The 23,997-nt window shown below is 61.6% G+C and carries 17 protein-coding genes and 1 pseudogene; 5 read left to right on the plus strand and 13 right to left on the minus strand.

What is annotated here, in order from left to right:
* Positions 1 to 93 precede the first annotated feature (93 nt).
* The 6 genes from KBY02_RS19305 to KBY02_RS19330 form a co-directional block, all read right to left on the minus strand.
* Positions 94 to 1,338, minus strand: coding sequence for a heme biosynthesis protein HemY (locus KBY02_RS19305; RefSeq protein ID WP_003401559.1), 1,245 nt, complete (start codon positions 1,336 to 1,338; stop codon positions 94 to 96).
* Positions 1,335 to 2,456 (minus strand): uroporphyrinogen-III C-methyltransferase, encoded by a 1,122-nt coding sequence (locus tag KBY02_RS19310; protein ID WP_024641405.1) that lies wholly within the window; start codon positions 2,454 to 2,456, stop codon positions 1,335 to 1,337. Before KBY02_RS19310 ends, KBY02_RS19305 begins: the two co-directional genes overlap by 4 nt.
* Before the next feature lie 53 nt (positions 2,457 to 2,509).
* Entirely contained in the window at positions 2,510 to 3,283 is a 774-nt protein-coding gene (locus tag KBY02_RS19315; protein WP_225650688.1) for a uroporphyrinogen-III synthase, read from the minus strand.
* On the minus strand, positions 3,280 to 4,221 hold the full coding sequence (gene hemC / locus KBY02_RS19320; RefSeq protein WP_003318426.1) for a hydroxymethylbilane synthase: 942 nt from the start codon (positions 4,219 to 4,221) through the stop codon (positions 3,280 to 3,282). The genes KBY02_RS19315 and hemC overlap by 4 nt, the downstream gene beginning before the upstream one ends.
* A 233-nt stretch (positions 4,222 to 4,454) precedes the next feature.
* On the minus strand, positions 4,455 to 5,201 hold the full coding sequence (locus KBY02_RS19325) for a LytR/AlgR family response regulator transcription factor (protein WP_003401565.1): 747 nt from the start codon (positions 5,199 to 5,201) through the stop codon (positions 4,455 to 4,457).
* The gene (locus tag KBY02_RS19330) at positions 5,198 to 6,280 is read right to left on the minus strand and encodes a sensor histidine kinase (RefSeq protein WP_116893976.1); all 1,083 of its coding nucleotides are present in this window, start codon (positions 6,278 to 6,280) and stop codon (positions 5,198 to 5,200) included. The genes KBY02_RS19325 and KBY02_RS19330 overlap by 4 nt, the downstream gene beginning before the upstream one ends.
* 133 nt (positions 6,281 to 6,413) lie before the next feature.
* Between KBY02_RS19330 and argH the strand changes: the two genes are divergently transcribed.
* Positions 6,414 to 7,808, plus strand: coding sequence for an argininosuccinate lyase (gene argH / locus KBY02_RS19335; RefSeq protein ID WP_003401567.1), 1,395 nt, complete (start codon positions 6,414 to 6,416; stop codon positions 7,806 to 7,808).
* Between the two features lie 546 nt (positions 7,809 to 8,354).
* Entirely contained in the window at positions 8,355 to 9,596 is a 1,242-nt protein-coding gene (locus KBY02_RS19340; RefSeq protein ID WP_011266161.1) for a nucleoside recognition domain-containing protein, read from the plus strand.
* A gap of 4 nt (positions 9,597 to 9,600) precedes the next feature.
* Here KBY02_RS19340 and KBY02_RS19345 read toward each other — a convergent pair whose 3' ends face one another.
* The 6 genes and pseudogenes from KBY02_RS19345 to KBY02_RS19365 form a co-directional block, all read right to left on the minus strand.
* Entirely contained in the window at positions 9,601 to 10,794 is a 1,194-nt protein-coding gene (locus KBY02_RS19345; RefSeq protein WP_003401574.1) for a DUF5924 family protein, read from the minus strand.
* Positions 10,795 to 10,890: 96 nt separating this feature from the next.
* Positions 10,891 to 12,267, minus strand: coding sequence for a M16 family metallopeptidase (locus KBY02_RS19350; protein ID WP_225650689.1), 1,377 nt, complete (start codon positions 12,265 to 12,267; stop codon positions 10,891 to 10,893).
* A gap of 57 nt (positions 12,268 to 12,324) precedes the next feature.
* Complete coding sequence (locus KBY02_RS19355; protein ID WP_024642305.1) at positions 12,325 to 13,977, minus strand: Na/Pi cotransporter family protein; 1,653 nt, start codon at positions 13,975 to 13,977, stop codon at positions 12,325 to 12,327.
* Positions 13,978 to 14,497: 520 nt separating this feature from the next.
* On the minus strand, positions 14,498 to 15,358 hold the full coding sequence (locus tag KBY02_RS26615) for a methyl-accepting chemotaxis protein (protein ID WP_370661165.1): 861 nt from the start codon (positions 15,356 to 15,358) through the stop codon (positions 14,498 to 14,500).
* Positions 15,353 to 16,474, minus strand: a pseudogene (locus tag KBY02_RS26620) (Cache 3/Cache 2 fusion domain-containing protein); the annotation flags it as partial. The pseudogene KBY02_RS26620 and the gene KBY02_RS26615, both read right to left, overlap by 6 nt.
* 186 nt (positions 16,475 to 16,660) lie before the next feature.
* On the minus strand, positions 16,661 to 17,581 hold the full coding sequence (locus tag KBY02_RS19365) for a LysR substrate-binding domain-containing protein (protein WP_024641759.1): 921 nt from the start codon (positions 17,579 to 17,581) through the stop codon (positions 16,661 to 16,663).
* Between the two features lie 158 nt (positions 17,582 to 17,739).
* Between KBY02_RS19365 and KBY02_RS19370 the strand changes: the two genes are divergently transcribed.
* Positions 17,740 to 19,122: a NorM family multidrug efflux MATE transporter gene (locus KBY02_RS19370; RefSeq protein WP_024641760.1), complete on the plus strand. Its 1,383-nt coding sequence runs from the start codon at positions 17,740 to 17,742 to the stop codon at positions 19,120 to 19,122.
* Between the two features lie 12 nt (positions 19,123 to 19,134).
* Here the strand turns inward: KBY02_RS19370 and KBY02_RS19375 are convergent, their stop codons facing one another.
* Complete coding sequence (locus KBY02_RS19375; RefSeq protein ID WP_024660940.1) at positions 19,135 to 20,799, minus strand: putative bifunctional diguanylate cyclase/phosphodiesterase; 1,665 nt, start codon at positions 20,797 to 20,799, stop codon at positions 19,135 to 19,137.
* Positions 20,800 to 21,003: 204 nt separating this feature from the next.
* Between KBY02_RS19375 and rep the strand changes: the two genes are divergently transcribed.
* Complete coding sequence (gene rep / locus KBY02_RS19380) at positions 21,004 to 23,013, plus strand: DNA helicase Rep (protein ID WP_003401585.1); 2,010 nt, start codon at positions 21,004 to 21,006, stop codon at positions 23,011 to 23,013.
* 51 nt (positions 23,014 to 23,064) lie between these two features.
* Positions 23,065 to 23,634, plus strand: coding sequence for a xanthine phosphoribosyltransferase (locus KBY02_RS19385; RefSeq protein ID WP_003401587.1), 570 nt, complete (start codon positions 23,065 to 23,067; stop codon positions 23,632 to 23,634).
* The last annotated feature ends 363 nt before the right edge of the window (positions 23,635 to 23,997 follow it).

Below are 23,997 nucleotides of genomic sequence, written 5' to 3' on the forward strand. Positions count from 1 at the left end.
TTTACACATGGATGTAGGACGATTCTCACGCATTGATCTTGACGGGCTGGTGAGGCAGCACGGAGAGCCCTCACAGAGGACTCTCCGGCGGATTCAGGCCTTGGTCAGCACCGGCAAAGGGCGCGACAGGAGGCGCTCGTCGAGCAGGCCCAGACCTTCCTGAAACAGCTGATTGCTGCGATCCGTCTCACCCAGTTGGCCGAGCAGGCGAGCCAGCTCGGCGCAGGTTTCGGGATTGCGTTCCAGGCGCAGACTGCTCTCCAGATAATCCCGCGCCTTGCCCCACAGGCGGCCTTGCAGACAGATACGTCCCAGGCTCAGCAACAGGCTTGGATCAGCAGGATGCTGCTTGAGCCAGCCCTCCGCCGTTTGCAGCTGCTTCAACGGGTCGTTGCCGCGAACCAGTCCATACAGACGCGCCAGATGGCTGTTGTACTCGCGCTTGAGGGCGCTACGAAGCACCTCTTCGGCCTGGGCTTCGGCACCCAGACGGCGCAATTGATCGGCATACGCCAGCACCAGTTGCGGCTCCTGACGTTGCGCAGAACCCAGCCCCTGCCAGGCGCTTTCCAGTGAAGGCAGACCGGTCGGTGCGCCTTCGATGCCTTCGCGGTACGCCGCCAGGCTAAGGTTTTCGCCCCAGGCGCGGCGTTCCAGCTCGGCCAGTTCCTTGGCTGGCAGGACCTTGTCCTTGCGCAGCTCCGGCATCAGACGGACCACATCGGACCAGTCACCACGTTGCTGATACAGGCGTTGCAGTTGACGAAGCACCTGAGGGTTGTGCGGATGACGCTCTTTCATGGCCAGCAGTGTGGTCAGCGCACCTTCGGTGTCGCCACGGTCCTGCTGCAGTTGAGCGTGATTCAGGGCAATCGCCAGCTCGGCTTGTGGCTGACGCTCGAGCGCGCGTTCCAGCAAGGCGTCGCAGTCTTCGTAACGGCCCTGCTCGTTGGCAGCACGTGCAGCGCCGATGTAGTAGAGCAGCGGATGCGTATCGGCTTCGGCGGCGCGTTGCAGATGACGTTGGGCGCTGGACCAGCGTCCCTCGGCAAGGTCCATCTGGCCTTGCTCGATAGCTATTTGCACGCGACGACGGCGGTTGCGGCGCGACCATGGGTTGACCACGCGGCCTGAGGTCGTCAGCAGGGTGATCAGCAGCCTCAGCAGTGCGATCACCAGTAACGCAACGACCAGCAACGCCAGGGTTGCCCACAGACTCGATTCATAGCGGAAGTTCTGATAGGCGATCAGGACATAGCCGGAATGCTCGGCGATGGCGACCCCGATCAGCGCCGCAGCGGCGATCGCGATGAATAACAGCACATAGAAGCGCTTCATCGGCTGGTCCCCTGTTGCGCCTCGGCTGGCTGGCCGGCAGCGTGACGGCGTTCAAGGTAGGCCTGCACGGCGCTCAGGGTTGGTGCCAGATCCGGTGTCTTCACCGATACCGGCTGGCTGGCAACGGCATCAAGCCCTTGGCCGAGCGCCTTGCCCTGTGGGTCGTCCTGATCGAAGTTGGCTTTCAGAACGCTCTGCGCTTCGGTGATGGCCTTGGAATAAACCTCGGGCTCGCCGTTAAGCGCTGCCCACTGCGCCTGCTCCAGCGCCAGGCTCAGGGCCAGACGCACCTGCGAAAGGCTCTGGCCGGCGAGTACCGGGCGGATGTCCTTGTCGGCGTTGAAATCGATACGGAAGTAATGGGAGATCTCGTCCCACCACTGCGACCACCGGCTGGTTTCGGTCTTGTCAGCGGTCAGCCCCATAAGCGACTCGCCCTTGTCTGCGTATTCGGGAGCCAGCTTGTTGAGCTGTACAGCCTGCTCACGCAAGGCAGCCAGTTGCAGAAACAGCCCGGTGCGGTCCGGCTGCTCGACGCTGCGCAGGGCGGCAAGGCTCTTGGCCAGTTGCTCGCGGGCAGCGAAGGAGCCTGGATCATCCTGCTCACGCAGAATTTCGTCGGCACCCTGAACCAGCGCCTGCGCACTGTTGATGTCCTGCAGCGCTGAAAGGCGCAGGCTGGCCAGACGCAGCAGATGTTCGGCCTCGGCCAGACGCCAGTCCTTGCGGCTCGCCCCCAGCACGGTTTCGAGTCGCTGGCTGAGACGCTGCTGATCGCCTTGCAGTTGCGCGACCAGACGGCGGCTGTCTTCCAGTTGGTTGGCTGGCGGGAATTGCGCGATACGTGCGCTCAGTTGCTGGTCATTCTGCGCCAGCACCAGGGTCTGTTCGGCGATGTCCTCGACCTGTCCGCGCTGTTGCTGGTGCCCGGCCTGCAACATGCGCAGTTGCCAGACTCCCCAGCCGGCGACGGCGATACCGGCAATTGCCAGCAGCAAGGCCAGGAATACCAGGCCACTGTTGCGGCTGCCGGTGCGCTCGGTGCGGACTGGCTCAGGCTTGGATGCAGGCGTTTTCAACACCGATTCTTCGTCTTTAGGCAAGGCTGTTTCGCTCACGTATCCCATCCTTTGCATTTTGGCGTAATAGCGTAAACGACAGGTGTCGATCATTACGCCTTGACGGCAGGCTGAGGTTGTTCCCGCAACGCTGCCAGCAATGCCGCGGCGCTGGCGCCACGACAATCAATAACGGTCCGTGCTCCGGCTGCCCGCGCAATGCTGGCAACCCGGGGGCTCGGTACAAACAGCGGCAGATCGGCCAGGTCCGGCCATGAATCCCCCGCCAACTCAAGCAAATGTTCAAAACCCTGCCCACTGCTGACCACCAGCCCGTTCAAGCGTTCCACCGCGACACGTTGCGCCAGGGCGCCGGGCGCATGCTGCGGCAGGTAGCGACGATACAGCGGCAGGTAATCAACGCCCACCCCCAGCCCGCGCAGTTGCTCGGCCAACAGTTCGCGTCCCTCGTCACCGCGCATGATCAACACACGGCTTCCCGGTACGGCAATCGCCTGTTTGAGGCGCGGCAGTTCAAGCAAGGCTTCGCTGTCGTCGCCCTGCTCCGGCCAGCTCGCATCGAGCCCGTAATCGACCAGTATCTGCCCGGTTGCTGAACCCACACTGAACCAGGGTTTTAGGGGCGGTTGCGGCCATACTTCGTCGATCAGTTCGATGGCCAGTCGCGCGGCCGGCTTGCTGACCACGATCACTGCACAATAATTGAGCAGCTCGAAAATGATCGAACGCTGTGCAGGCGTCAAGGGCAACGGCTCGGTTTCAAGCAGCGGCAGGCTGCTGCTGAAGATACCGGCCTCGGCCAGCACCCTGGCCAGCGCTGCCGACTCTTCGGCCGGGCGGGTCAGCAGCAGACGCCAGCCATTCATTCGTTATTGGCCTCGCCGTAGACCGCTTTCAGAATGTCGGCGGCACCCTGCTCCAGCAGCGCTTCGGCTACTTGCACACCCAGTGCCTGGGCGGATGTCTGGGGTGCCCGGGCATCTGCGTGCAGCAACACGCTGCCGGACGGATCGCCCACCAGGCCGCGCAACCAGACGTCATCGCCTTCCAGTACGGCGTAGCAGGCGATCGGCACCTGACAGCCACCGTTTAGGTGCTTGTTCAGCGAACGCTCGGCAATCACGCGCACGGCGGTGTCTTCGTGGTGCAGAGGGGCAAGCAGCGCATGAATTTCGGCGTCGACGCTACGGCATTCGATACCCACCGCGCCTTGGCCACCGGCTGGCAGGCTGTCATCGACGCTGATCGCCGAGGTGATGCGGTCTTCGAAACCCAGGCGGATCAGGCCGGCGGCGGCGAGGATGATGGCGTCATATTCGCCGGCATCGAGCTTGGCCAGACGGGTATTGACGTTGCCGCGCAGGAAACGGATCTGCAGGTCGGGTCGACGCGCCAGCAATTGGGCCTGACGGCGCAGGCTGGAGGTGCCGACAATGCTGCCCGCCGGCAACTGGTCCAGGCTGGCAAAGGTGTTGGAGACGAATGCATCGCGCGGGTCTTCACGCTCGCAGATGCAGAACAGGCCCAGACCTTGTGGAAAATCCATCGGCACGTCTTTCATCGAATGCACGGCGATGTCGGCGTTGTTTTCCAGAAGCGCGGTTTCCAGCTCCTTGACGAACAGGCCTTTGCCACCGATTTTCGACAGCGGGGAGTCGAGCAGTTTGTCGCCACGGCTGACCATGGGCACCAGCGTCACGAGCAGGCCGGGGTGGGCCTGTTCCAGGCGGGCCTTGACGTATTCTGCCTGCCAGAGTGCCAACGCGCTTTTGCGAGTGGCGATGCGGATTTCGCGAGAGGACATTGAACAATCCGTACTGAGTGAATGCGACGGATAATAACAGCTCAATCCCGGTCAGGGCGGCTTCGGCGCCGATTGGGAATTGCTTCAGACACCAAGCCGATCAATCAATCGGCAGTGCCTGAGGGGCGCATGAGGAAGGCTGCCCGCGGGCCAGCCGAAAAACACATGAATCCGGGATTGCCCCCCCGTTCCATGAATCGGCCCGCGCGCAGAGGCTCCAGAGCGGCGAAGCGCTAGAGCTGCTGCATCATTTTGCGGACACCGGCGACGTGGCGGCGGCTGACGATCAACGCATCGCCATTGAGGCCTCTGAGGAACAGCTGGAAATGCCCCAGCGGGGTGCGCTGCAACCGTTCTATTCGCTCGCGGGCCACCAGCGCATTGCGGTGGATGCGCACGAAACGGTCACCGAATTCGTCTTCCAGTGCCTTGAGCGGTTCGTCCAGCAGCACTTCGCCGCCCTCGTGGCGCAAGGTCACGTACTTGTGATCGGCGATAAAGTAGATCACCTGATCCAGCGGAATCAGCTCGATGCCTTTGCGGGTACGCGCGCTGATGTGGCTGCGTGGGCCTGATCCGCTTTCGGCAGCCGGGCGGGTCAACGCCGCCAGTTGCACACGGTTCGGCCGCTCGGCTTTGCGCAACGCTTCGACAAGGTGCTCGGAACGCACGGGCTTGACCAGATAGCCCACCGCACTGACCTGGAAAGCTTCCAGGGCGAACTCATCATGGGCGGTGCAAAAGACCACTGCAGGCGGTGCTTCCCGCTCGCACAGCCGCGCTGCGACCTGGAGGCCATCGAGACCCGGCATGCGGATATCGAGCAGCACTACGTCCGGTTTGTGGGCCTCGATCAGCGCCAAGGCTTCTTCGCCATTGGACGCGCTGGGTTCCAGTACTCGATAACCCTCGATTTCATTGACCATGCGGCTCAATCGCTCGCGGGCCAGGGGTTCGTCATCAACGATCAGGACATTCATATAGCTCTGGCTTCCTGCGTGAGTCTCGCACAAGGATAGCGTAGACAGGTGTAGTGACGACCGTCACGGCGCTCCACGCTCAGACTGGCGTGCGGGCCAAAAAGTGCCGCAATTCGTGCGCCTATATTCGTCAGAGCTTGCTGAGTACCGTTGGAAGTCTGCCGATTGGCAACTTCTTCATAGGGATTGCTGACGCTCAATATGAACTCTCCCCCTTCATAGTTCGCTTCGACTGTTACAACGCCCCCTTCGACCCGCGGAGCAATGCCATAAATCAAAGCGTTTTCAAGTAATGGCTGCAAGGTTAGCTGGGGGATCGGCAAGTCATCGGGAATTGCGCTCACCCTCCAGTCCAACTGTAGACGCTCGCCAAGACGATATTGCTCAATCGATAAATATCGTTTTGCCAATGCCAGCTCTTCACCCCATGTCACCAGGCTGCCCGGCTTGGCCAGACTGGCGCGAAACAGGTCCGAAAGATCCAGCACCGCCTGCTCGGCCTTGACCGGGTTGCTGGCCACCAGACTGGCGATACTGTTGAGTGTGTTGAAGAGGAAATGCGGGCGGATGCGCGCTTGCAGCGATTCGATCCTGGCGCGCAGTTCGCCCTGTTGCTGCTTGCGCCACTGACTCTGCAGATAGAAATAGCGCAGCATCAGGGCCGACATGATCAGGGCAATCGTCGAGTAGCGCAGATAACGCTCGACCATGCCGCTGACCGAAATCCGCCCGGTAAGCTGACAGACATCGGTAACGGCTGTGCACAACAGCGTCAGGCCGACCACCAAAAGGCAACTGAGCATGCCTGCCAGCCCCGGCGTCAATCGCGCCAGCCAGGGCCGCAACCCGCACAGCAGCGCCGCGGACAGTAGCACGATCCATTGCACGAACAGCGACATCAACGCCAGGCGTACCCAGTCGAAGCCGCTGCGCATCGGTTCCACCAGCACCAGAACCAGCACCAGCAGCTCCGCCAGCACGACGAGCACCAGCAATGCCTGCGGCAGGCACAGTTCAGGGAGGAAAAAGTCTTTGCTGGGCGCGGGCCGGGCGTCGTGTTTCACAGGTTCGATTCGCATGACTCCAGTCTCTGCCCTGGCCTCGTCAGCGGCAAGCTGTCCGGGGATAAATATGCATCAACCCTGTTATCATCGCGTTCGTTCTTGTGCCAGGTATCGGGCACGTCACTTTCAGTCAGCAACGAGCGAATCCATGAGCACCGACAAGACCAACCAGTCCTGGGGCGGCCGCTTCAGTGAACCCGTCGACGCGTTTGTCGCGCGTTTCACCGCCTCCGTCACCTTCGATCAACGCCTGTATCGCCACGACATCATGGGCTCCATCGCCCACGCCACGATGCTGGCCAAGGTGGGCGTACTGACCGACGCCGAGCGCGATACCATCGTTGACGGCCTGAACACCATTCAGGCCGAGATCGAGGCTGGCCAGTTCGACTGGCGCGTCGATCTGGAAGACGTGCACATGAACATTGAAGCACGCCTGACCGACCGCATCGGTATCACCGGCAAGAAACTGCACACCGGTCGCAGCCGCAACGATCAGGTCGCCACCGATATCCGTCTGTGGCTGCGCGACGAAATCGATCTGATCCTCAGCGAAATCACCCGTCTGCAGCAAGGCCTGCTGGGCCAGGCCGAGCGTGAAGCTGAAACCATCATGCCCGGTTTCACCCACCTGCAGACGGCCCAGCCGGTAACATTCGGTCACCATATGTTGGCCTGGTTCGAAATGCTCAGCCGCGACTACGAGCGTCTGGTCGACTGCCGCAAGCGTCTCAACCGCATGCCGCTGGGCAGCGCGGCACTGGCGGGCACCACCTACCCGATCGACCGCGAGCTGACCTGCACACTGCTGGGCTTCGAGGTGGTGGGCGGCAATTCGCTGGACGGTGTATCGGATCGCGACTTCGCCATCGAATTCTGCTCGGCTGCATCCATCGCAATGATGCACCTGTCGCGCTTTTCGGAAGAGCTGGTGCTCTGGACCAGTGCGCAGTTCCAGTTCATCGACCTGCCGGACCGCTTCTGCACCGGCAGCTCGATCATGCCGCAAAAGAAAAACCCCGATGTCCCTGAACTGGTTCGCGGCAAGAGCGGCCGTGTGTTCGGTGCCTTGATGGGCCTGCTGACCCTGATGAAAGGCCAGCCGCTGGCTTACAACAAGGACAACCAGGAAGACAAGGAGCCGCTGTTCGACGCCGCCGACACACTGCGTGATTCGTTGCGTGCGTTCGCCGACATGATTCCTGCGATCAAGCCCAGGCACGCGATGATGCGTGAAGCGGCGCTGCGCGGCTTCTCGACCGCCACCGATCTGGCCGACTATCTGGTCCGCCGTGGTCTGCCGTTCCGTGACTGCCACGAAATCGTCGGTCACGCGGTGAAATACGGTGTGGAAACCGGCAAGGACCTGGCAGAGATGAGCCTGGAAGAGCTGCGTCAGTTCAGCAACCAGATCGAACAGGACGTCTTCGCCGTGCTGACCCTGGAAGGCTCGGTGAATGCCCGCAACCACATCGGCGGCACCGCCCCCGAACAGGTCCGCGCCGCCGTGATTCGCGGTCAGGAACTGCTGGCCGGGCGCTGAACAGACCCCGCACAGCCCCTGATGACGCGGAGCATTGGCACGATAGAAATCTCAAGGTTTTCATCGTTCCCATGCTCCGCGTGGGAATGCCGTTCTGGATGCTCCGCGTCCGATCCTGAGCGTGCGTAGCGCAACGGATATGTGACGCAGAGCGTCACGAGCTGCATGCCAACGCAGAGCATTGGCACGATAGTGATCTCAAGTTTTCATCGTTCCCATGCTCCGCGTGGGAATGCCGTTCTGGACGCTCTGCGTCCGCTTCTGAAGGTGCGCCGCGGCATAGATGTTTGACGCAGAGCGTCACGACCTGCATGCCAACGCGGAGCATTGGCATGATAGTGATCTCAAGTTTTCATCGTTCCCATGCTCCGCGTGGGAATGCGCTTCTGGACGCTCTGCGTCCTGTCCTGAATGTGCGCCGCAGAGCGTCACGAAACGACCGTGTTCTCGTGCACCTATCATTCCTACAACTCTTTCAGCACCTGCCGATTTCCCTCCAGCGCACCCCGCCGCTATCATCCCCGCTTCTTGTGGGGGACTTATCCGATGCTCAATGGCCTGTGGCTTGGTTTTTTTGTCGTGGCGACGATTTCCGCGCTGGTGCAGTGGCTGGTGGGCGGCAACGCCGGCATTTTTGCCGCGATGGTCGAAAGTATCTTTGCCATGGCCAAGCTGTCGGTCGAGGTCATGGTGCTGCTGTTCGGCACGCTGACTCTATGGCTGGGCTTTTTGCGCATCGCCGAGAAGGCCGGCATCGTCGACTGGCTGGCCAAGGTTCTCGGGCCGCTGTTTCTGCGCCTGATGCCGGAGGTGCCGCCCGGCCACCCTGCGCTCGGGCTGATCACCCTCAACTTCGCCGCTAATGCCCTGGGGCTCGACAACGCCGCCACGCCGATCGGCCTGAAGGCCATGCGCTCGCTACAGGAACTCAACCCCAGCAAGACCGCCGCCAGTAACGCGCAGATCCTCTTTCTGGTGCTCAACGCCTCATCCCTGACCCTGCTGCCGGTAACGATTTTCATGTACCGCGCCCAGCAGGGTGCGCCTGACCCGACCCTGGTATTCCTGCCGATCCTGCTGGCCACCAGTGTCTCGACCATCGTCGGTCTGCTGTCGGTCGCGTTCATGCAACGTCTGCGTCTGTGGGACCCGGTGGTGCTCGCCTACCTCATCCCCGGCGCCCTGCTGCTGGGCACCTTCATGGCCTTTCTCGGCACACTGTCGGCGGCTGCGCTGGCGGGTCTGTCGTCGATTCTGGGCAACCTCACGCTGTTCGGCCTGATCATGATGTTTCTGATCATCGGCACGCTACGCAAGGTGCTGGTCTACGAGGCCTTCGTCGAAGGTGCGAAGGAAGGCTTCGACGTCGCCAAGAGCCTGCTGCCTTATCTGGTCGCCATGCTCTGCGCCGTGGGCGTGCTGCGCGCATCCGGCGCGCTGGACTTCGGTCTGGAAGGCATTCGGCATCTGGTGCAGTGGCTGGGGCTGGACACGCGCTTCGTCGATGCGCTGCCGACCGCCATGGTCAAGCCCTTCTCGGGCAGCGCCGCCCGTGCCCTGTTGATCGAAACCATGCAGACCCAAGGCGTGGACAGCTTCGCTGCATTGGCCGCTGCCACGATTCAGGGCAGTACCGAAACCACGTTCTACGTGCTTGCCGTGTACTTCGGCGCCGTAGGCATTCAGCGCGCCCGCCATGCTGTGGGCTGCGCGCTGCTGGCCGAGTTTTCCGGCGTCGTGGCCGCGATCTTCGTCTGCTACTGGTTCTTCGGCGCGACCGCCTCCTGAAACATTACTGCGCCGGAACCTGAGGCGCAGATTCAGCGGGGGCTGGCTCTGCAGGCGCAGCCTCCTGCTTCTCCTGTTTCGGCTCAGTTGCAGGGGCTGATTCAGGTGTAGCCTCTTCGGCCGAGTCGCCGCCTGGCTTGAGCTTGATTATCCGTCCGGTAGGCCGCTTCACTGCCGGTTGATCATCGTCAGTGACCACAAAACGCAGCACGCCTATCATCTGGCCGTCTTCGGTCAGCACCCTCACCTGCCAGCGTCCTGTCACGTCCTCCGGGAAGTTCTGCTTGCGCGTCCAGGCGCGATAGCCTTCCTTGCGGCCGCCGTGGATATCCAGCGCGATGCGGTCCATCTCTTCGCCTTCATGCCACCACACATGGTAGATACGCTCGTCCAGGCCACGCGGCGCATTGATGGCGGTGTACGCATACAGGCCGCCGTTGCGCAGCTGCTTGGCGCTGATCAGCGAAATGCTGTCGCCCGGCGTACGGTTCTTGTTATCGAAGTCCGGGCTCACCGCCACTTCGGTCAACCACAGCGTCGCAGGCGGCACCCAGGAGCGCAGCAACCAGCCCGCCGCGCCGATGGCCAGGATGATGCTGATCACGGCCAGTGCGCTGCGCCAGGTATTGAGCGGGAAATTCGCCATCAGGCTGGGCGCCGACAGCAGCATCGCCACGCCCAGGGCCAGTTTGTAACTCTCGGCGGTGGTCAGGTGCAGGATGATCGGCAGTGCGGTCAGCAGTGCCGCGAACAGCGTCAGTGTGTGCAGCGTCATGAACAGCCAGCGCCTGGGCGCCAGCCATTTGTAGTAGAGAGGGTCGATGATCGAGATCAGCCCGGCGGCGCCGAGCACCGCAGTGAACACCGCCTGACCACTGTTCCAGGTGGTGGTGATGAAAAAGAACGGCAGCACGAAGAACAGGCTTTCCTGATGAATCATCTGCGTGCCGTAGCGCAGCAAGCCCTGCGGAATCTCGCGGCCCAGCGCCTTGTTAAGTAACCCGACCATGGTGTTTTCGACCATCAGCCACAGCCAGCTGATCAGCATCACCACCGCGATCCAGGTTGCCAGCCCCGCCTGGCGATCGACCAGAATGAAACTGGCGATACCGGAAACGAAACCAAACGCTGCAATGAGCCCCGGATAGCGCTGCATCAAGTTGAGCACGGGCGTCACATAGCGATTCACGTCAAGCATCGGAGGGGTCACTCGGTTCTGTTCATACAAAAAAACGCGCTGCGTAACAAACGCAGCGCGGAGCCTGCACCCTGGGTGCAGTTCGGCGTCAGGATTCTATGTGCTGCGTGCACGCCAGCGCCACAGGGCCAGCAGTGCGATGAAACCCAGTACCCCACCAATCAGCCAATACAGGCCGTCATAACTGAACAGCGGCTTTTCAATGCGCATGTAACCCGGCTGGGCTAGCAATTGGCGCAGCGCCTGATTGGCCGTCTCCAGCTTCACCGCCTTGATTCGCTTGGCGGGATCCTCGAAACGCCCGTTTTCATAATCGTTGAGCGCGCTCCAATAGTAGTCCGCCAGCGCGCTATTGCCTTGTGTGGCCCATGACTGCCGATCAATGGCGAGCTGTTGCAGACGCGCAAACGTAGCGGGCTGCATGCCTTCTTTTTGCAGGCGCTCGACCAGGCCGCGTATGTCGCGCTCGGCCTCATCGACATCGTCACGCTCGACATCGGCGTTCAGGCTCAGAAACCCGACATCGCCAAACACTTCGCGCTCTGCAGAAGGCCCGTAGGACAGACTGTGTTTCAGGCGCAGCTCAGTGTAGAGCGTCCAGTCCAGATAGGCTTTGACCAGATCCCAGGTTTCGTTGTGCTGATCGTCGAGCTGCGGCTCGGGGTAGATCAGGTGCAGCTTGGCACTCTCGCCCAGCCCGCCGCGCTCGAGCTCGCGTCGCGGTTCGGCCGAGCCGTTGCCTTGCGCCAGTGGCGGGTGGTCGATCGGGTCGGTGGGGGCGAGCTTGCCGTAGGTGCGCTCCAGATAGGCTGGCAGCAGCTTGTCCAGATCACCCACCACAATCAGCGTCATGTTGTTGGGGGCGTACCAGTTGGCGAAGACGTCTTCGATGTGCTCCAGCTTGATGCCTTCCACCTCGGGGCGTTCGGCGCATTTGAGGCCCAGTTCCACCGCTAACTGACTGCTGGCGCTGCGCCCGGAATCTCGTCGGTCAAGCAGGCGCTGCAAGTGGGAAAAGTGCCCGCCATCTTCGCGCTCGACCACGCGTTTGACGCCATCCAGCCGCGCCTGGCTCAGCTCGGTTTTGGTCATGATCTCCAGCAGCAGGTCGAGCACCTTGCGCTGGTTGCGCGCAGGCGCTTCGATCACGAAGGTGGTGTCGGCGTTGCTGGTGAAGGCGTTCCACTCGCCGCCCAGTGCCTGCATACGCTCTTCCAGCCCGCCTTCACCGCTGTCATCCACGCCGCTGAACAACAAGTGTTCCAGCAGATGCGGCAGTTCCTTGTCCTGGCACGGGAAATCATCGAAGCCGATACCCACCACCAGGCGGATGGCGACATGACCCTTGTCGTCACCGGGTTTGAGAAGGACTTGCAAACCATTGGGCAGCAGGTAGCCCTCGACCTGAAGACGGTCAAGGGCGAATGAGGGGAGTGAACCGAGGAGCAGACAAGCGAACAGCAGGCAACGCATAAAACAGCTTTCCTGGCGGGCCGGTATGTTTAACAGACTTCACCTGCGCCCTTACGTTCAGAGTGATCTGTCGGCCTCGACCTCGCTCGACAAGGCGCCTGTGTCAGCGGTTTCCAGCACCACGTAGGCGCTGCTGCAGAACAGCGAGTTCAGACGCTTCATGTCGGCAATCAGTTCCAGGTGCAGCGAACTGGTTTCGATACTCTGGACCACCTTGTTGCGCAGGCGGCTGACATGGGCGTGTGCCAGGCGTCGCTCCTCGGCCCTGAACTGACGCTTTTCGCGCAATAACTGACGGGCGCTCTCGTGATCGCCGCTGAGGAACACCGAGAGGCCCAGACGCAGGTTCGACTGTAATTGAATCTGCAGATCGGCAAGTTCTTCAAGACCGACTTCAGAGAACGACCGGCGATGCGCCGTCTTCTGTTGCTGGATCTTGCGCAGCATGCGTTCGATCAGGCCGCTGGCCAGCTCCAGGTTGATGGTCAGCTCGATGATCTCGGCCCAGCGCCGGTTATCGTGCTCGCCGAGGTCTTCACGCGGCATCTGCGCCAGGTACAGCTTGATCGCGCTGTACAACGCTTCGACGTCGTCGTTGAGGCGGCGCACTTCCTGGGTCACTGCGGTTTGCGTGCCGCGCAGCACCGCCAGCATCGAGGCGAGCATGCTTTCGATCAGATCGCCCATACGCAGGGTTTCACGCACTGCGTTGGCCAGCGCAAGGCTGGGCGTCGACAGGGCGGTCAGGTCCAGATGACGCGGTTTGGCCAGGCCGCCGACTTCGTTCTGTTGCGGCAGCAGATACGAACAGAGCCGCGCCATCGGAGCCACGGTAGGCAGCATGATCAGGCAGCGTACCGTGTTGTAGAGCAGGTGGAAGCCGATCACCAGTTCCTGCGGACTAAAGCCCAGCGTGTCGATCCAGGCAACCAGCGGATCAAGCACCGGAAAGATCAGCAACAGGCCGAACAGCTTGTACAACAGACTGCCCAGCGCCACCTGCCGACCGGCAACGTTCTGCATGCTGGTACTGAGGAAGGCCAGCAGGCCGCTGCCGATATTGGCCCCGATCACCAGGCCGATGGCCACCGGCAAGCCAATGACCTCGGTGCCCGCCAGTGTCGCCGTCAGCAGCACTGCTGCCAGGCTGGAATAGGAGATCAGCGCGAACATGGCGCCCACCAGCGCATCCAGCAGCAGGTCGCCGGTCAGCGAGGCGAACAGCACCTTGACCCCCGCGGCCTGGGTGATCGGTGCAGCGGCCGCGACGATCAACTGCAAGGCCAGCACGATCAGGCCCAGACCAATACCGACCCGCCCCAGTTGGCCGGCACGGGTCTGCTTGCGCGACAGAAAGAACACCACGCCAAGGAAAATCAGCAGCGGTGACAGCCATGACAGATCGAAGGTCAGCACGCGAGACATCAAGGCGGTGCCGACATCGGCGCCAAGCATGATCGCCAGCGCAGGCGTCAGCGTCATCAGCCCCTGGCCGACAAACGATGTCACCAGCATGGCGGTGGCGTTACTGCTCTGCACCAGTGCCGTCACCAGAATGCCGGCGATGAACGCGAGCGGTCGTTTGGACATGTTCTGGCTGAGCACACGACGAAGTTGTGTACCGTAAACACGAAGGATGCCAGTGCGCACGATATGCGTGCCCCAGATCAGCAGGGCGACGGCGGATAGCAAATCGAGCAGGGTCAGCATGCGAAAAGCCCCCTGAGGTTTGCCCATACAGGCGATGAATTGAAAGATGCAGCGTGTAGCGAGCGGGGATGGGTGTAACGCTCTACTAAGCTTTTAGTCGGCCATGGGCCTTGGCGCCAGCATCGCACAGCGCGGAATTCATTGAAATAAAAGTGTCATAAATCAGCGCCCATTCGCGTCTCGTTCTTCACGCTCCCAAATGGGGATGCCCTTTGTAGCGCTTCGCGCCACGTTACACGCTCAAAATCGGACGCAGAGCGTCCAGAACGGCATACCCACGCGGAGCATGGGTACGATGATGTCCTTGAGAGCACCTATCGTTCCTCACGCTCCAGCGTGGGAATGCTCTTCGTGACGCTCCGCGTCATAACTCTGCGCCACGCCACACATTCAGGACCGGACGCAGAGCGTCCAGAACGGCATACCCACGCGGAGCATGGGTACGATGGTGTTCTTGAGAGCCGCTATCGCTCTCCGACGCAGAGCGTCGGCGCGATAATCGTGCGCCCTTCAGCAGCCATCAACGGAACCGGTCAACCTCGTGACGCAGTTCTGTCGCCAGGCCATTCAGCTCCTGGGCGGTGATGGCCAGGTTGGACATGACCTGGCGCTGTTCACTGTTGGCCATGGCGATGCTTTGCAGGTTGCTGCTGAGCATGGTCGCAGTGCTGCTTTGTTCCTGGGTGGCGGTGGTGATGGCGGCGAACTGGTGACCGGCCGAGCGACTTTGCTCGTCGATCTGGGCCAGCGCGGAGGCCACTTTGGCGTTGAGCGACAGGCCTTCCTGCATCAGTGTATTGCCCTGCTGCATGGTGCTGATGGCGTTGCCGGTTTCCTGCTGGATGCTGGCGATCATGCCGGAAATCTCATCGGTGGCTTCACGGGTGCGCGAGGCCAGGCTGCGGACTTCGTCAGCCACCACGGCAAAGCCGCGACCTTGTTCGCCGGCGCGCGCGGCCTCGATGGCAGCGTTGAGCGCGAGCAGGTTGGTCTGGTCGGCAATCGAGGTGATTACCCCGACGATGCTGCCGATTTCCTGCGAGCGCTGGCCCAGCGTGTCGATGACTTTGGCGGTGCTGCTCAGCGAAGTGGCGATCTGTTGCAGCGACGAAGACGCCTCTTCCATCGAGGTGCGACCGATGCGTGTCTGCTGGGCATTTTCCTGGGCCAGGCGCTCGGTATTGCCCATGTTGTCGGCGATGTTCATCGACGTGGCGCTGAACTCTTCGACGGCACCGGCCATGCTGGTGATCTCGCCGGATTGCTGTTCCATGCCCTCGAACGCACCGCCCGACAGGCCGGACAGCACGTTGGCGCGGGTGCTGACTTCCTGCGCCGCGGTACGGATATGCGACACCATCGATGACAGTGCTTCGCTCATCTTGTTGAAGCTGCCGGACAGCTGCCCGATCTCGTCGTTGCTGGTCACATTCAGGCGTACGCTCAGGTCGCCCGCACCCAGTGCGTCGGCCTGGCGTACCAGTTCAGACAATGGGCGCAGCTTGCTGCGCAGCAGCCAGATGGCGCTGATCACGGCGATGAGCATGGCCAGCAGACTGCCGATCGCCAGTTGCGTGCCGACGTGCCAGGTCACTTCGCTGATTTCCTTGCGCGGCATGCTGGCGATGACGGTCCAGGGGCCGCCGGCGAACGGCTGGCCGACGCTGTAATAGTTGTCATCCCCGTCATCCCAGAACTGCGCCTTGCCTGGTTTGCTGGCAAGCTCGGCAACGGACTTGGCGGCACCTTCCAGGGATTTGACGCCCGCCGGTGGAACCAGCCAGGTGCCCTTGTCGTCGAGCAGCGCCAGCGAGCCGGTAGAGCCGATGCGGAAGCTCTTGAGGTTATCGAACTGGGTCTTCTGCGCATCGGTGTAATCGAACCCTACGAACAGCGCCGCAATGATCTTGCCGCTGCTGTCGCGGACCGGGCTGTACTGGGTCATGTAATAGCGATCGAACAGCACCGCTTTGCCGACATAGCTCTGCCCGGCGATCAGGCGCTCGTAGGCTGCGCCCTTGCGGTCCAGCACGGTGCCGATGGCGCGGGTGCCATCCTGCTTGCTCAGGGAGGTGCTGATCCGGATGAAGTCGTCGCCGCTGCGCACGAAAATGGTCGCGACGCCGGCGGTCATCGAGCGGAATTCATCGACTTCGGTGAAGTCGTTGTTCAGCGCGGCATCACGCAGGAACAGGCCTGGCGTGGACGTGCCCGCCACGGTGACCGGCTTGTCGGCTTGCAGGCTCAGGCCATCGGCGAAGCGTTTTTCGAACAGGCCACTCAGGCGCTGAGTGCTGTCGCGCAGCGTGCTGTGGAAAGTGTTGAGCTGGTCAGCGAGGAGCCTGGCTTCACTCGACATGTGCTCTTCACGAATGACCAGGTTGGACGCGTCCAGAGACCTCAACGCGAACAGGGTACTACCACTGATAACCACCGCCAGGATCACGGCCAGAGCAATACCAAGTTGCGAAGCAATTCGGGTACGAGGCTTGGACATAGAGACTCCGTGCCGAATGATTGGAGTCGCCGGGTCCGTGGCTTACCATTCAGCTGATAGATTTAGTTGGTGTTTTTACGCTATTTGAACGAGCAATCTTCAAGCAATGCTTCGGCCATCAAGGTCGTTACTTGAGAGCGGAGCGAGACATTTACAGATGATGGCAGTTCAATATTAAACTAAATTTTAATAGAGTACTTCAACTAACGGCAACTTCATGGCACCCACCTCCGCCTGAAGAAAATCGCTGAGGCGTCGCAACCGCTCTGCGCCGGGCCTCGTACGCGGCCAGACCAGATAATAGTTTTCGCCACTGAACACCGCCGTGCGCCACGGCAGGCTCAGACGCGCCTGCGCCACGTCCTCGGCGACCATCAGCAGATCACCCATCGACACACCGTAGCCGCGTGCTGCGGCAATCATTCCCAGCTCCAGGGTGTCGAACACCTGCCCGCCTTTGAGCGACACCTGATCGGCCAGACCCATGCGGTTCAGCCAGGTGCGCCAGTCACGGCGATCAGGGGTGGGATGCAGCAATTCAGCCTTTGCCAGCCGTTCCACGTCCCATGGCGGGTCCTGCAACAAGGTGGGCGCACCGACCGGAATCAGCAATTCGGGAAACAGCAGTGTGGCTTCCCAGTCCGACGGGAAATGCCCCTGGCTGAGTAGAATCGCGCAGTCGAAAGGCTCCTGGGTAAAGTCCACCGCATCGATTTCCATCCACGCGCTGGTCAGTTGCACTTCGTTGCCCACCTGCAGATGACGAAAACGGCTGAGCCGCGCGAGCAGCCAGCGCATGGTCAGGGTGGACGGGGCTTTCATGCGCAGAATGCCCTCGTCGGTCTGCAAGGTGCTGCAAGCGCGTTCCAGTGCCAGGAACCCGTCGCGCACGCCGGGCAACAGCGCGCGTGCCGATTCGGTGAGCTGCAAGTTACGCCCGTTGCGCTGAAACAAGCGGCAGGCAAAGTGCTCTTCCAGGGTACGAATATGCCGGCTTACTGCACTTTGGGTGATCGAAAGTTCCTCGGCCGCTCGGGTAAACGAGGTATGCCGCGCAGCTGCTTCAAAAGCCCTTAGTGCGTAAAGAGGAGGGAGACTGCGAGGCATGAGGGTGCTTCCTGCGGACGATTAACGGTTACTTTACTGCAAATTGCTTCAGATGAGTTTTAGTCATGCTGAGCATCGGATTTATCGTTTTGTGTTTAGTCGAGCAACTGCCCAGAATACGTCGCTCATTCGTCCCTTTGCCGTAGAGCACCGTCACCATGCAGCCGTCCGCCCTCAAAGAACTCTGGATCATCCTGCGCCTGGCGGGGCCGCTGATTGCGTCACAGATGGCGCACATGCTGATGGTCTTCACCGACACCGTAATGATGGGCAAGATCGGCCCGGAAGCCTTGGCCGGCGGTGGTCTGGGCGCTGCCACGTATAGCTTCGTGTCGTTCTTTTGCGTCGGCGTGATGGCCGCAGTCGGCACGCTGGTTTCGATCCGTCACGGCGCTGGCGACACCGAAGGCGCGACTCGTCTGACCCAGGCCGGTCTGTGGCTGGCCTGGGGCATGGCGCTGGTTGCTGCACTGTTGCTGTGGAACCTCGAACCCATCCTGCTGCAGTTCGGTCAGGCCGAAGCCAACGTGCACATGGCGGCTCAATTTCTGATCACCCTGCCCTTTGCCCTGCCCGGCCTGCTCAGCTTCATGGCATTGCGCGGCTTCACCAGCGCACTGGGTCGCGCGGGGCCGGTGATGACCATCAGCCTGGCCGGTGCGGCAGCCAACTTCGTGCTCAATTACGCGTTGATCCATCAATGGCTGGGGCTGCCCAACCTGGGGCTGATGGGCATCGGGCTGGTCACCGCGATCGTCACCAACTGCATGGCCCTGGCGCTGGCGCTGCATATCAGGCTGCATCCGGCCTACGCCGCGTACCCGATCAGAAAGGGGCTTTCGAAACTGTCACGCAGCCACCTGGGCGAGCTGTGGCGCCTCGGTTTGCCGATTGGCGGCACCTATGCAGTGGAAGTCGGGCTGTTCACTTTTGCCGCGTTCTGCATGGGCGCGATGGGCAGCACGCAGATGGCGGCGCACCAGATCGCCCTGCAGACCGTGTCCATGGCGTTCATGGTTCCGGTGGGGATGTCCTACGCGGTCACCATGCGTATCGGCCAGCATTATGGCGCGGGCAACCTGTTGATGGTGCGCATGGCCGGGCGTCTGGGTATCGGTTTCGGCGGCTGTGTGATGCTCATGTTCGGGCTGCTGTTCTGGCTGGCACCGCATCTGGTCATCGGCCTGTTTCTGGACATCAATGACCCGGCGTTCGCCGAGATCGTGGTACTGGCCACAAAACTGCTGGCGATTGCCGCCTTGTTCGAGTTTTTCGACGGCACGCAGACCATTGCCATGGGCGCCATTCGTGGGCTCAAGGATGCGCGCACCACCTTCCTGATCGGCCTGGGCTGCTACTGGCTGATCGCTGCGCCTGCCGCGTGGTTGCTCGGCTTCTCTACCGATGCTGGCGCTTCAGGCGTGTGGTGGGGGCTGGCGCTGGGCCTGTTCTGCTCGGCCGTGGCACTGACCTACGCGTTTGAATGGAAGACGGCGCGGCTGTTGCGTCAGGACGCAGCCGGGTTGGCGGTGCCGGGCTGATCCAGTGCACCGTCACCCGGATCTGGAGGTATCGGCGTGTGCCACTTCCGAACGCAGATAGGTCACCAGTTCTTCCACCGGCAGCGGCCGGCTGATCAGATAGCCTTGCACCTGATTGCAGCCGAAACTGCGCAGCAACTCCAGTTGCCCAGCAGTTTCCACACCCTCGGCGACCACTTCCAGGTTCAGGTTGTGCGCCAGATTGATCATGGCGTTGACCAGCTTGCGGTTCTCTTCGCGTAACTCCATCTGCCCGACAAAAGTCATGTCGATCTTGAGCAGCGCGATGGGCAGGCTGTTGAGGTGCATGAACGACGAATAGCCGGTGCCGAAATCGTCCAGCGAAAAGCGCACGCCCAGTTGGCGCAATGCGTCCATGGTCTGCCTGACCTGATCGCTGCGCCGCATGACCGCGGTTTCGGTCAGTTCGAACTCCAGCCAGCGCGCGTCGACATCGTGTTCCGCGATCAGGCGAGTCAAGGTCGGCAGCAACTGGCTGTCCTGAAACTGCCGGAACGACAGGTTGATCGCCATGTGCAGCGGGGCAAAGCCCTGTTCGCGCAGGGCCTGCATGTCACGCAGGGCGCGGAAGATGACCCAGTAGCCGAGCGGCACGATCAGGCCGCTTTGCTCGGCCAGTGGCACGAATTTGCTGGGCGGCAGCAGCCCGCGTTCCTGATGGCGCCAGCGCACCAGTGCCTCCAGGCCGACGACACGCCCGCTGTCCAGGCACAGGCGCGGCTGGTAATGCAGTTCCAGCTCATCGCGGCGCAAGGCACGGCGCAGTTCACCTTCCAGATCGGCGAGGCTGCGGGCGTTGCGATTGATGCGCTCGTCGAACAGGTGATAGGTGCAGCCCTGCATGCTCTTGGCCTGACGCATGGCGATATGTGCATGCCACATCAGCGGGTCGGCTTCGGGCTGGGCCTGGGAGTGAGCGATGCCCAGGCTGCAACCCAGCAACAGGCTTTCGCCATCGACCCAATAGGGTTCGGCCAGCACGTCGGTGATACGTTCGGCCATTTGCAGGGCGCGTTCGGGGGCTGTTCGGGTGTCGATCAACAAGGCGAATTCGTCGCCCCCCAGGCGGGCGATCTGATCACCGGCATCGAGCTGGTTTTTCAAGCGCGCCACCACTTGCAGGATCAGTCGATCACCGGCCTGATGCCCCAGTGAATCGTTGGCGCGGCGAAAATTGTCCAGGTCCAGATGCCCCAGCGCCACGCTGCCGCCTTCGCTCAGGCGAGCCGAGAGCAGCGCCTGAAACCCCTGGCGGTTGGCGATGCCGGTCAACGGGTCCTGGCCGACCAGACGTCGCAGGCTGTCTTCCAGGCGACTGCGCTCGTGGACATAGCGCAGGCAGCGCCGAAGCGTGTCGCCGGTCAAGGCGTCGCGCACCAGCCAGTCACTGACGCCGGTCGGCCCGACCAGCGGTTCGGCCTCGAGCAGCACCACGGTAGGCAGCAGGCAGGCTCCGGTCCTGGGCTGCAGGTCAGGCGTGGTCAGCAGCACGGTGTTGCGCTCGTTAGCGTAGCGGGCGCTGAAAACGTCCCAGTTCGCGCCATGCAGAAGTATCACGTTGCTTCCCGGCGCAGTGAGGCAGCCGCTCAGCAGCGCCTGCCAGAAGGGCTCGTGCGCCAAAAGCAGCAATCGCAAGGGTTCGACAGGTGTAGGCAATCTAACTTCCTAAGTGCAAAGGAAAAACCGGTGGCCGCTCTCTCGCAGGAGCGCGACAAATACACGTATCGCGCGTCGCGGCGCAAATGTAACAAAAACAGAAGAATTAGATAGCTGTCACTGTCTGACGACGATGAGCACTGCACAAAACCGTGGGCCTGTTAAAATGCCCGACCTTTTTTACAGACGACTCTTCATACCGCCATGTCCCGACTCAATCCCCGGCAGCAGGAAGCCGTGAACTACGTCGGCGGCCCTCTTTTGGTGCTCGCCGGTGCCGGTTCCGGCAAGACCAGCGTGATCACCCGCAAGATCGCGCACCTGATCCAGAACTGCGGTATTCGCGCCCAGTACATCGTCGCCATGACCTTCACCAACAAGGCCGCGCGCGAGATGAAAGAGCGGGTCGGTACGCTGCTCAGAGGCGGTGAAGGACGCGGCCTGACGGTTTCGACCTTCCACAACCTGGGCCTGAACATCATCCGCAAGGAGCACACACGGCTGGGCTACAAACCGGGCTTCTCGATCTTTGACGAAACCGACGTCAAGGCGCTGATGACCGACATCATGCAGAAAGAGTATTCCGGCGACGACGGCGTCGACGAGATCAAGAACATGATCGGCTCGTGGAAAAACGACCTGATCCTGCCTGCCGAGGCGCTGGAAAACGCCCGCAACCCCAAGGAACAGACCGCCGCCATCGTCTACACCCACTATCAGCGCACGCTCAAGGCGTACAACGCGGTGGACTTCGACGACCTGATTCTGTTGCCGGTCAAACTCTTCCAGGAACACGCCGACATCCTGGAAAAGTGGCAGAACAAGGTGCGTTACCTGCTGGTGGACGAATATCAGGACACCAACGCCAGCCAGTACCTGCTGGTGAAGCTGCTGATCGGTACGCGCCATCAGTTCACCGTGGTGGGCGACGACGACCAGTCGATCTACGCCTGGCGTGGTGCGCGGCCGGAAAACCTGATGCTGCTCAAGGACGACTACCCGTCGTTGAAAGTGGTGATGCTGGAGCAGAACTACCGCTCGACCAGCCGTATTCTGCGCTGCGCCAACGTGCTGATCTCCAACAACCCGCACGCCTTCGAAAAACAACTGTGGTCCGAGATGGGCCATGGCGACGAGATCCGCGTGATCCGCTGCCGTAACGAAGACGCCGAGGCCGAGCGGGTGGCCATGGAAATCCTCACCCTGCACCTGCGCACCGACCGCCCGTACAGCGATTTCGCCATCCTCTATCGCGGCAACTACCAGGCCAAGCTGATCGAGCTGAAATTGCAGCACCACCAGGTGCCGTATCGACTGTCGGGCGGCAACAGCTTTTTCGGCCGCCAGGAAGTGAAGGACCTGATGGCTTATTTCCGTCTGCTGGTGAACCCGGACGACGACAACGCCTTCCTGCGGGTGATCAACGTTCCGCGTCGCGAGATCGGCTCGACCACGCTGGAAAAGCTCGGCAACTACGCCACCGAGCGCAAGGTGTCGATGTACGCCGCCACCGACGAGATCGGTCTGGGCGAGCATCTGGACAGCCGATTCACCGACCGCTTGCAGCGTTTCAAGCGCTGGATGGACGGGGTGCGCCAGCAGTGCGCGCAGAACGATCCCATCGCCGCGCTGCGCAGCATGGTCATGGACATCGACTACGAGAACTGGCTGCGGCAGAACAGCTCCAGCGAAAAGGCCGCCGATTATCGGATGAGCAACGTCTGGTTCCTGATCGAGGCGTTGAAAAACACGCTGGAGAAGGACGAAGAAGGCGGCATGACCATCGAGGAAGCCATCGGCAAGCTGGTCCTGCGCGACATGCTCGAACGTCAGCAGGAAGAGGAAGACGGTGCCGAGGGTGTGCAGATGATGACCTTGCACGCCTCCAAGGGCCTGGAATTCCCTTACGTGTTCATCATGGGCATGGAAGAAGAAATCCTGCCGCACCGCTCCAGCATCGAAGCCGACACCATCGAAGAAGAGCGCCGCCTGGCCTACGTGGGCATCACCCGCGCACGGCAGACCCTGGCGTTCACCTTTGCCGCCAAGCGCAAGCAGTACGGTGAAATCATCGACTGCGCGCCAAGCCGCTTTCTGGATGAGCTGCCCCCGGACGACCTGGCCTGGGAAGGCAATGACGACACCCCGACGGAAGTCAAAGCGGTTCGCGGCAACACTGCGCTTGCCGACATTCGCGCCATGCTGAAACGCTAGCCGACACCCTATTGATCATTTATTGCGCAATGGCGCAGCCAAGGAATTTAAGTGGAAGCACTGCACAAGAAAATTCGCGAAGAAGGCATCGTATTGTCCGATCAGGTGCTGAAGGTCGATGCGTTTCTCAACCATCAGATCGATCCGGCGCTGATGAAGGAAATCGGCGACGAATTCGCCCGACTGTTCGCCGACGCTGGCGTGACCAAGATCGTGACCATCGAAGCGTCCGGCATCGCGCCGGCAGTCATGGCGGGTTTGAACATGGGCGTGCCGGTGATCTTCGCCCGCAAGCACCAGTCCCTGACCCTGACCGAAAACCTGCTGACGGCGAGTGTGTACTCATTCACCAAGCAGGTGGAAAGCACCGTGGCAATCTCGCCGCGCCACCTGAGCAGCGACGACAACGTGCTGATCATCGATGACTTCCTGGCCAACGGCAAAGCCTCGCAGGCGCTGATCTCGATCATCAAACAGGCCGGCGCCACGGTGGCCGGGCTGGGCATCGTGATCGAGAAATCCTTCCAGGGCGGCCGCGCCGAACTGGACGCCCAGGGCTATCGCGTCGAATCCCTGGCGCGGGTCGAGTCCCTGGCCGGTGGGGTTGTGACGTTCAAGTAAGGCTCCAGAGGGCGTTCTCCCGGACACCTATCGTTCCGCATGCTCCAGCGTGGGAATGCAGTTCGTGACGCTCTGCGTCGCAAAAGAGGACGCGGAGCGTCCAGAAAGGCATGCGACGCGGAGCGCCGCACGATAGTTGTGATGATCGTCCCGCGCGCTCCAGCGTGGGAATGCAGGTCGTGACGCTCTGCGTCGCAAAAGAGGACGCGGAGCGTCCGGAAAGGCATGCGACGCGGAGCGCCGCACGATAGTTACGATGATCGTTCCTCACGCTCCAGCGTGGGAATGCAGGTCTCGACGCTCTGCGTCGTCAAGAGGACGCGGAGCGTCCAGAAAGGCATGCGACGCGGAGCGCCGCACGAT

The sequence above is a fragment of the Pseudomonas sp. P129 genome (assembly GCF_020312195.1).
Taxonomy (GTDB): Bacteria; Pseudomonadota; Gammaproteobacteria; order Pseudomonadales; family Pseudomonadaceae; genus Aquipseudomonas; species Aquipseudomonas fragariae.

Excerpts from the sequence above, each read along its gene's own strand:
- KBY02_RS19305 (WP_003401559.1), bottom strand. The coding sequence starts at position 1,338 with ATGAAGCGCTTCTATGTGCTGTTATTCATCGCGATCGCCGCTGCGGCG.
- KBY02_RS19315 (WP_225650688.1), bottom strand. The coding sequence starts at position 3,283 with ATGAATGGCTGGCGTCTGCTGCTGACCCGCCCGGCCGAAGAGTCGGCA.
- hemC (WP_003318426.1), bottom strand. The coding sequence starts at position 4,221 with ATGTCCTCTCGCGAAATCCGCATCGCCACTCGCAAAAGCGCGTTGGCA.
- KBY02_RS19325 (WP_003401565.1), bottom strand. The coding sequence starts at position 5,201 with ATGAATGTCCTGATCGTTGATGACGAACCCCTGGCCCGCGAGCGATTG.
- KBY02_RS19330 (WP_116893976.1), bottom strand. The coding sequence starts at position 6,280 with ATGCGAATCGAACCTGTGAAACACGACGCCCGGCCCGCGCCCAGCAAA.
- argH (WP_003401567.1), top strand. The coding sequence starts at position 6,414 with ATGAGCACCGACAAGACCAACCAGTCCTGGGGCGGCCGCTTCAGTGAA.
- KBY02_RS19340 (WP_011266161.1), top strand. The coding sequence starts at position 8,355 with ATGCTCAATGGCCTGTGGCTTGGTTTTTTTGTCGTGGCGACGATTTCC.
- KBY02_RS19345 (WP_003401574.1), bottom strand. The coding sequence starts at position 10,794 with ATGCTTGACGTGAATCGCTATGTGACGCCCGTGCTCAACTTGATGCAG.
- KBY02_RS19350 (WP_225650689.1), bottom strand. The coding sequence starts at position 12,267 with ATGCGTTGCCTGCTGTTCGCTTGTCTGCTCCTCGGTTCACTCCCCTCA.
- KBY02_RS19355 (WP_024642305.1), bottom strand. The coding sequence starts at position 13,977 with ATGCTGACCCTGCTCGATTTGCTATCCGCCGTCGCCCTGCTGATCTGG.
- KBY02_RS26615 (WP_370661165.1), bottom strand. The coding sequence starts at position 15,358 with ATGAGCGAAGCACTGTCATCGATGGTGTCGCATATCCGTACCGCGGCG.
- KBY02_RS19365 (WP_024641759.1), bottom strand. The coding sequence starts at position 17,581 with ATGCCTCGCAGTCTCCCTCCTCTTTACGCACTAAGGGCTTTTGAAGCA.
- KBY02_RS19370 (WP_024641760.1), top strand. The coding sequence starts at position 17,740 with ATGCAGCCGTCCGCCCTCAAAGAACTCTGGATCATCCTGCGCCTGGCG.
- rep (WP_003401585.1), top strand. The coding sequence starts at position 21,004 with ATGTCCCGACTCAATCCCCGGCAGCAGGAAGCCGTGAACTACGTCGGC.